Here is a 6,400-nt window from a genome sequence, read left to right on the forward strand (position 1 = left end):
GGTCGGGCGGGGCGGCGGTGCCCCTGCAGGTGGGTCGTCATGCCGGACTGCTGGGCCACGATCGCGTCCACCGAACCGAGCAGGCGCACCGGGGAACCCCGGCGCGCGTCCGGCTCGATGAACGTGCCCCGCCGGCGGTGGCGCGTGATCAGCCCCTCGTCCTCCAGCTCCTTCAGCGCCTGCCGCATCGTCAGCACGCTCACGCCGTAGTGCCCGGCCAGCTGCTCCTCGGTGGGCAGCCGCAACGGGTCCTGCGGCGAGCGGCCGAGGATCGAGGCGCGCAGCGACTGCGACACCTGGTACCAGAGCGGCAGCTTGCGGTTCAGGACGATCGAGTCCGGGGCGAAGGAGGTCACGGGCCATCCGTACCGGTAGGAAATGATCAGTGCAAGGGGCGGAAGTGCCTCTCCATGCCTTGCCACACGTCGTCGTAGCGCTGCTGGAGGTGCTCGGCCCGGGCCGCGTGCGGGGTGAGGGTGATCGGCCAGCGCGTCTCGAACATGAACGCCAGGCCGTCGTCGATCTTCTGCGGCTTCAGCTCGGCGGCGCTCGCCCGGTCGAAGGTCTCCCGGTCCGGGCCGTGCGCCGACATCATGTTGTGCAGCGACCCGCCGCCCGGCACGAAGCCCCCCTTTCCGGCCGTCTTCGCGTCGTAGGCGCCCTCGATCAGGCCCATGTACTCGCTCATCACGTTCCGGTGGAAGTACGGCGGCCGGAAGGTGTCCTCGCCCACCAGCCAGCGCGGCGCGAACACCACGAAGTCGACACCGGCCAGGCCCGGGGTGTCCGACGGGGACGTCAGCACCGTGAAGATCGACGGGTCCGGGTGGTCGTAGGTGATGGTGCCGAGCGCATTGAAGCGGCGCAGGTCGTAGACGTACGGCACATGGTTGCCGTGCCAGGCGACCACGTCGAGGGGGGAGTGGTCGTAGGTGGCGGTCCACAGGTTGCCGCAGAACTTGTTCACGACCTCCACCGGGCCCTCGACGTCCTCGTAGGCGGCGACGGGCGCGCGGAAGTCCCGGGGGTTGGCGAGCCCGTTGGCGCCGATCGGGCCGAGGTCGGGGAGGCGGAAGGGCGCGCCGTAGTTCTCGCACACATAGCCGCGGGCGGACTCGTCGAGGAGCTCCACACGGAAGCGGACCCCACGGGGGATCAGCGCCACATGACCCGGCTCCACATGCAACAGCCCGAACTCGGTGTGCAGCAGCAGCCCGCCGCGCTCCGGGACGATCAGCAGTTCGCCGTCGGCGTCGCTGAACACCCGGTCCATCGAGGCGTTGGCGGCGTAGAGGTGCACGGCGACGCCGGTGCGCTGGGTGGCGTCGCCGTTGCCGCCGAGGGTCCACAGGCCCGCCAGGAAGTCGGTCTCGGGCGCCGGGTCGGGCAGCGGGTTCCAGCGCAGCCGGTTCGGGTCGGGCACGGTCTGGGTGAAGGGGGCGGTGCGGACCGTGCCGTTGTGGGTCCGGGTGAACGCCGGGTGCGCGGCCGACGGGCGGATCCGGTACAGCCACGAGCGGCGGTTGTGGGCGCGCGGCTCGGTGAACGCCGTACCGCTCAGCTGCTCCGCGTACAGTCCGAGCGGGGCCCGCTGGGGCGAGTTGCGGCCCTCGGGCAGTGCGCCCGGGACGGCCTCCGAGCTGTGCTCGTTGCCGAAGCCGGAGAGATAGGCCAGCCCTTCGGCGGTCTTCCGCGCTTCCCCGTGCCCGAACGCGCTCGCGCGGGTGGTGCCCCCATCGCCCATGATCGCTGCTCCCTTGCGGTCTGATTCCTATGTGACACCGTAGGATTGCGATTTCCCCGACGCAAGAGGGGCGCGCGCCCTCCTCTTCACGGATGACCGGAACCCGACTTGAGAATGATCCGCAGACGCGGACGCGTGTTCTACGCTCCCGAACATGTCGTGGACACGGAGACTTTGCGCCGCGCTCGCGGGCTGTGTCCTCCTCCTGGCCGGGTCCGCGGGCTGCGGCACCGGTGACGCCCGGGAGGGCGGTGTGTCGTCCGCACCGGTCGGCAAGATCCTCGAGGACCGGGACCAGGACGGACAGCCCCTTCGCGAGGTGGAACCCGAGGGCGCCCCCGACGTCGGGATCGAGGTGCAGCCCGACGCGGCCGGCGGCTGGGACGTACGCCTGACCGTGCGGAACTTCCGCTTCTCACCGGCCGGCGCGGCGGCCCGCGCGGTGGCCGGGCGCGGCCTCGCGCACCTCTTCGTCGACGGCCGCCCCGTGACCCGGCTCCGCACCTCCACCTACCGGCTGGACGCCCGCCTCGTGCCGCGCGGCACGCACCACGTCACGGCCCGGCTCCACGCCGACGACGGCACCGTGTGGGCGGTGGACGGCAAGCCCGTGGAGAGCACGGCCGACATCACCGCGTCGGAGCCGGGCCCGGGGACGGCGCCGGACGCCGCCTCCCGGCGCACGGCCAGGACCCAGGGCGCGGACACCGCCGGTCGAGGTTCACCGGATCGCGGCCGAGGGGCAGCCGGGGGCCGAGGTTCACCGGACCGCGGCAGAGGGGCATCATGAAGCCCGTGCCCCACGCGACATCGCTCCGACGCGCGCCCGTGCAGCGGCGCAGTGCCGAACGCCTGGCCAGGATCCTCGACGCCTGCGCCGACCTCCTCGACGAGGTCGGCTACGACGCCCTGAGCACCCGTGCCGTCGCCCATCGGGCCTCGGTCCCGATCGGCTCGGTCTACCGCTTCTTCGGCAACAAGCGTCAGATGGTCGACGCCCTGGCCCAGCGCAACCTCGAGCGGTACTCCGAGCGCGTCACGCACCGCCTGCGGGACGCCGGCGGGGACGGGGGCTGGCGCACGGCCATGGACGCCGTCCTCGACGAGTACCTGGACATGAAGCGCACCGCGCCGGGCTTCTCCCTCGTCGACTTCGGCAACCAGATCCCGGTGGGCGCCCGCCAGGCGGAACCCAACCACCGCGTCGCCGACCGCCTCACCGAACTCCTCTCCGGCTATCTCGACCGCGAACCCGACGACGACCTGCGCCGCGTCTTCCTCGTAGCGGTCGAGACCGCGGACACCCTCGTGCACCTGGCGTTCCGGGTCGCACCGGAGGGGGATCAGCGCATCATCGACGAGGCGCGGGAGATGCTGCGGGCCTATCTCGCCCGGGTGCTCGACTGACGCCGATCCCGCCAGGGACCTCCCCGCCGTTCATACCGGTCGGTATGCTCGGGCGCGTCAGTGCGTCACCGTAGCCGCCGCCCCGGGAGGACCCGTGTCCCGCACCGCCCTGCGTATCTGCCCCCTGTGCGAGGCCACCTGCGGCCTGACCCTCACCATCGAGGGCACGCGCGTCACCCACGCCCGCGGTGACCGCGACGACGTCTTCAGCCGGGGGTTCATCTGTCCCAAGGGCGCCTCCTTCGGGGCGGTCGACTCCGACCCCGACCGGCTGCGCACGCCGCTCGTGCGCCGGGACGGGGAGCTGTCCGAGGCCACCTGGGAAGAGGCCTTCGACGCGGTCGCGGCCGGTGTCCGGCCCGTCGTCGAGCGCCACGGCCCGAACTCCGTCGGGGTCGTGCTCGGCAACCCCAACGTGCACACCATGGCCGGCGCCCTCTACCCGCCTGTCCTGCTCGCCGGCCTCGGCACCCGCAGCGTCTTCACCGCCTCCACGGTCGACCAGATGCCCAAGCACGTCTCCAGCGGCCTCCTCTTCGGCGACGCGAACGCCATCCCGGTGCCCGACCTCGACCACACCGACCATCTGCTCCTGATCGGCGCCAACCCGCTGGAGTCCAACGGCAGCCTGTGCACCGCCGCCGACTTCCCGGGCAAACTCAAGGCGCTCAAGGCCCGGGGCGGCACCCTCGTCGTGATCGACCCGCGGCGTACCCGCACCGCCAAGCTCGCCGACCGGCACATCGCCGTCCGGCCCGGCACCGACGCGCTGCTGCTGGCGGCGATGGCACGGGTGCTCTTCGACGAGGGCCTCGTCGACCCGACGCCGCACGTGCAAGGCGTCGAGGAACTCGCCGCGGAACTGGCGGAGTTCACCCCCGAAGCCGTCGCCGAGGCCTGTGACGTCGAGGCCGACGTCATCCGCACCCTCGCCCGTGACCTGGCCGCCGCCCCGACCGCCGCCGTCTACGGCCGCATCGGCAGCTGCACCGTCCCGCACGGCACCCTCGCCAGCTGGCTCGTCGACGTCCTGAACATCCTCACCGGCAACCTCGACCGGCCCGGCGGCGCGCTCTTCCCGCAGGCCGCCACCGACAAGACCCCGCGCCCCGCCGGGCCGGGCCGCGGCTTCGCCCTCGGGCGCTGGCACTCCCGGGTGAGCGGGCACCCCGAAGCCAAGGGCGAGCTGCCCCTGTCGGCCCTCGCGGAGGAGATCGACACCGCCACCGAGGAGGGCGAGCCGGTGCGCGCGCTGATCGCCGTGGCCGCCAACCCCGTGCTGTCCGCGCCCGACGGCGACCGGCTCGACAAGGCGCTCGACTCGCTCGACTTCATGGTCAGCGTCGACCCCTACCTCAACGAGACCTCGCGCCACGCCGACGTGGTCCTGCCCCCGCCCCCGCCCTCCCAGAGCCCCCACCACGACTTCGCCTTCAACACCCTCGCCGTACGCAACCAGGTCCGCTACACCCGCCCGGCCGTCCCGCTGGAGCCGGGCCGCATGGCCGAGACGGAGATCCTGGCCCGGCTGGTCCTGGCCGCCACGGGCATGCACGGGGCCGACCCCGGCGCGGTCGACCAGATGGTCATCGACCAGACCCTCGGCAAGGCGGTGAAGGACCCGCACTCGCCCGTATACGACAGCGACCCGCGCGAGCTCGCCGGCCGGCTCACCGGCGACACAGGCCCCGAGCGGCGGCTCGACATGATGCTGCGCCTCGGCCCCTACGGCGACGGCTTCGGCGCACGGCCGGACGGACTCAGCCTGGAGAAGCTGCTCGCGCACCCGCACGGCATCGACCTCGGCCCGCTGCGGCCCCGTCTGCCGCAGCCCCTGAAGACCCGCAGCGGCCGGGTGGAGCTGCTCCCCGGCCCGATCGCGGGTGACCTGCCCCGGCTGCGCGCCGCCCTGGCCGAACGCCCCGAAGGGCTCGTCCTGGTCGGACGGCGCCATCTGCGCTCGAACAACAGCTGGATGCACAACGTGCCCGCCCTCACCGGCGGCTCCAACCGCTGCACCCTGCAGATCCACCCCGAGGACGCCGAGCGGCTGGGCGTCGAGGACGGGGCCGCCGTGCGCGTGAAGGGCGCCGGGGGAGAGGTCGTCGCACCCGCCGAGGTCACGGACGCGGTCCGCCGGGGCGTGGTGAGTCTGCCGCACGGCTGGGGTCACGACCGCCCCGGCACCCGCCTCGGCCACGCCTCCAAAAACCCCGGCGTCAACGTCAACCAGCTCCTCGACGGCCGCCTGCTCGACCCGCTGTCGGGCAACGCGGTCCTCAACGGCGTGCCCGTCGAGGTGGCCCCCGTGAGCCCCGCCGAATGTGCCTCCGTGACCGAAAAGCTCACCGCTCTGACCTGAGCAAAGCTGTGACCAGCAGTTTTGCGCTTATTGCTCGCACGTCAACGTCTTGTTAACGCTGCTTGAACGCACCTAACGTCTCGGACACCGCCGGCCCTGGTGGGATGTTCAAGGGCGAACGTTAGGTATCAACTCATGCTGACCATCCTCGGCTTCGCCATGATCGCGACCTTCCTGGTCCTGATCATGATGAAGAAGATGTCGCCGATCGCGGCGCTCGTGCTGATTCCCGCGCTGTTCTGCGTGTTCGTCGGCAAGGGCGCCAAGCTCGGCGACTACGTCCTCGACGGCGTGACCGACCTCGCCCCCACCGCGGCGATGCTCATGTTCGCGATCGTCTACTTCGGCGTGATGATCGACGTCGGTCTCTTCGACCCGATCGTCCGCGGCATTCTCAAATTCTGCAAAGCCGACCCGATGCGGATCGTCGTCGGCACCGCCCTGCTCGCCGCGATCGTGTCGCTGGACGGCGACGGCTCGACCACCTTCATGATCACCGTCTCGGCGATGTACCCGCTGTACAAGCGCCTGAAGATGAGCCTGGTCGTGATGACCGGTGTCGCCGCCATGGCCAACGGCGTGATGAACACCCTCCCGTGGGGCGGCCCGACCGCACGCGCCGCCACCGCGCTGAAGCTCGACGCCAGCGACATCTTCGTCCCGATGATCCCGGCGCTCCTGGTGGGCCTGGCCTTCGTCTTCGTCCTGTCCTACGTGCTCGGTGTGCGCGAGCGCCGGCGGCTCGGCGTGCTGACCCTGGACGAGGTGCTGGAGGAGGAGAAGGAGACCGAGACGGTCCTCGTCGGCTCCGGTGTTCAACGAAGAAGGAAACCCCACATGGCACGCAGATACCTCGCCACCGCCGTCGCGCTCGCCGCGGCTTCGGT

At 71.7% G+C, this 6,400-nt stretch carries 5 protein-coding genes and 1 pseudogene; 4 read left to right on the forward strand and 2 right to left on the reverse strand.

From position 1 onward, the window contains the following. Positions 1 to 25: 25 nt before the first annotated feature. Positions 26 to 356: pseudogene (locus ABT116_RS38015) on the reverse strand (GntR family transcriptional regulator); the annotation flags it as partial. 26 nt (positions 357 to 382) lie between these two features. Beyond that, complete coding sequence (gene hmgA / locus ABT116_RS38020) at positions 383 to 1,744, reverse strand: homogentisate 1,2-dioxygenase (protein WP_351643966.1); 1,362 nt, start codon at positions 1,742 to 1,744, stop codon at positions 383 to 385. Between the two features lie 154 nt (positions 1,745 to 1,898). On the opposite strand from hmgA, the gene ABT116_RS38025 reads away from it, so the two are divergent. From ABT116_RS38025 to ABT116_RS38040, 4 genes are all read left to right on the forward strand, one after another. Then, positions 1,899 to 2,534, forward strand: a complete 636-nt coding sequence (locus ABT116_RS38025) for a hypothetical protein (RefSeq protein ID WP_351643968.1) — start codon at positions 1,899 to 1,901, stop codon at positions 2,532 to 2,534. After that, complete coding sequence (locus tag ABT116_RS38030) at positions 2,531 to 3,151, forward strand: TetR/AcrR family transcriptional regulator (RefSeq protein ID WP_351643970.1); 621 nt, start codon at positions 2,531 to 2,533, stop codon at positions 3,149 to 3,151. The genes ABT116_RS38025 and ABT116_RS38030 overlap by 4 nt, the downstream gene beginning before the upstream one ends. 94 nt (positions 3,152 to 3,245) lie before the next feature. Then, positions 3,246 to 5,513 (forward strand): molybdopterin oxidoreductase family protein, encoded by a 2,268-nt coding sequence (locus ABT116_RS38035; RefSeq protein ID WP_351643974.1) that lies wholly within the window; start codon positions 3,246 to 3,248, stop codon positions 5,511 to 5,513. A gap of 135 nt (positions 5,514 to 5,648) precedes the next feature. Then, positions 5,649 to 6,400: citrate:proton symporter (locus ABT116_RS38040; RefSeq protein ID WP_351643976.1), on the forward strand; the 752-nt coding region annotated here is incomplete at its 3' end.

The sequence above is a fragment of the Streptomyces sp. NPDC002130 genome, from assembly GCF_040296465.1.
GTDB lineage: Bacteria > Actinomycetota > Actinomycetes > Streptomycetales > Streptomycetaceae > Streptomyces.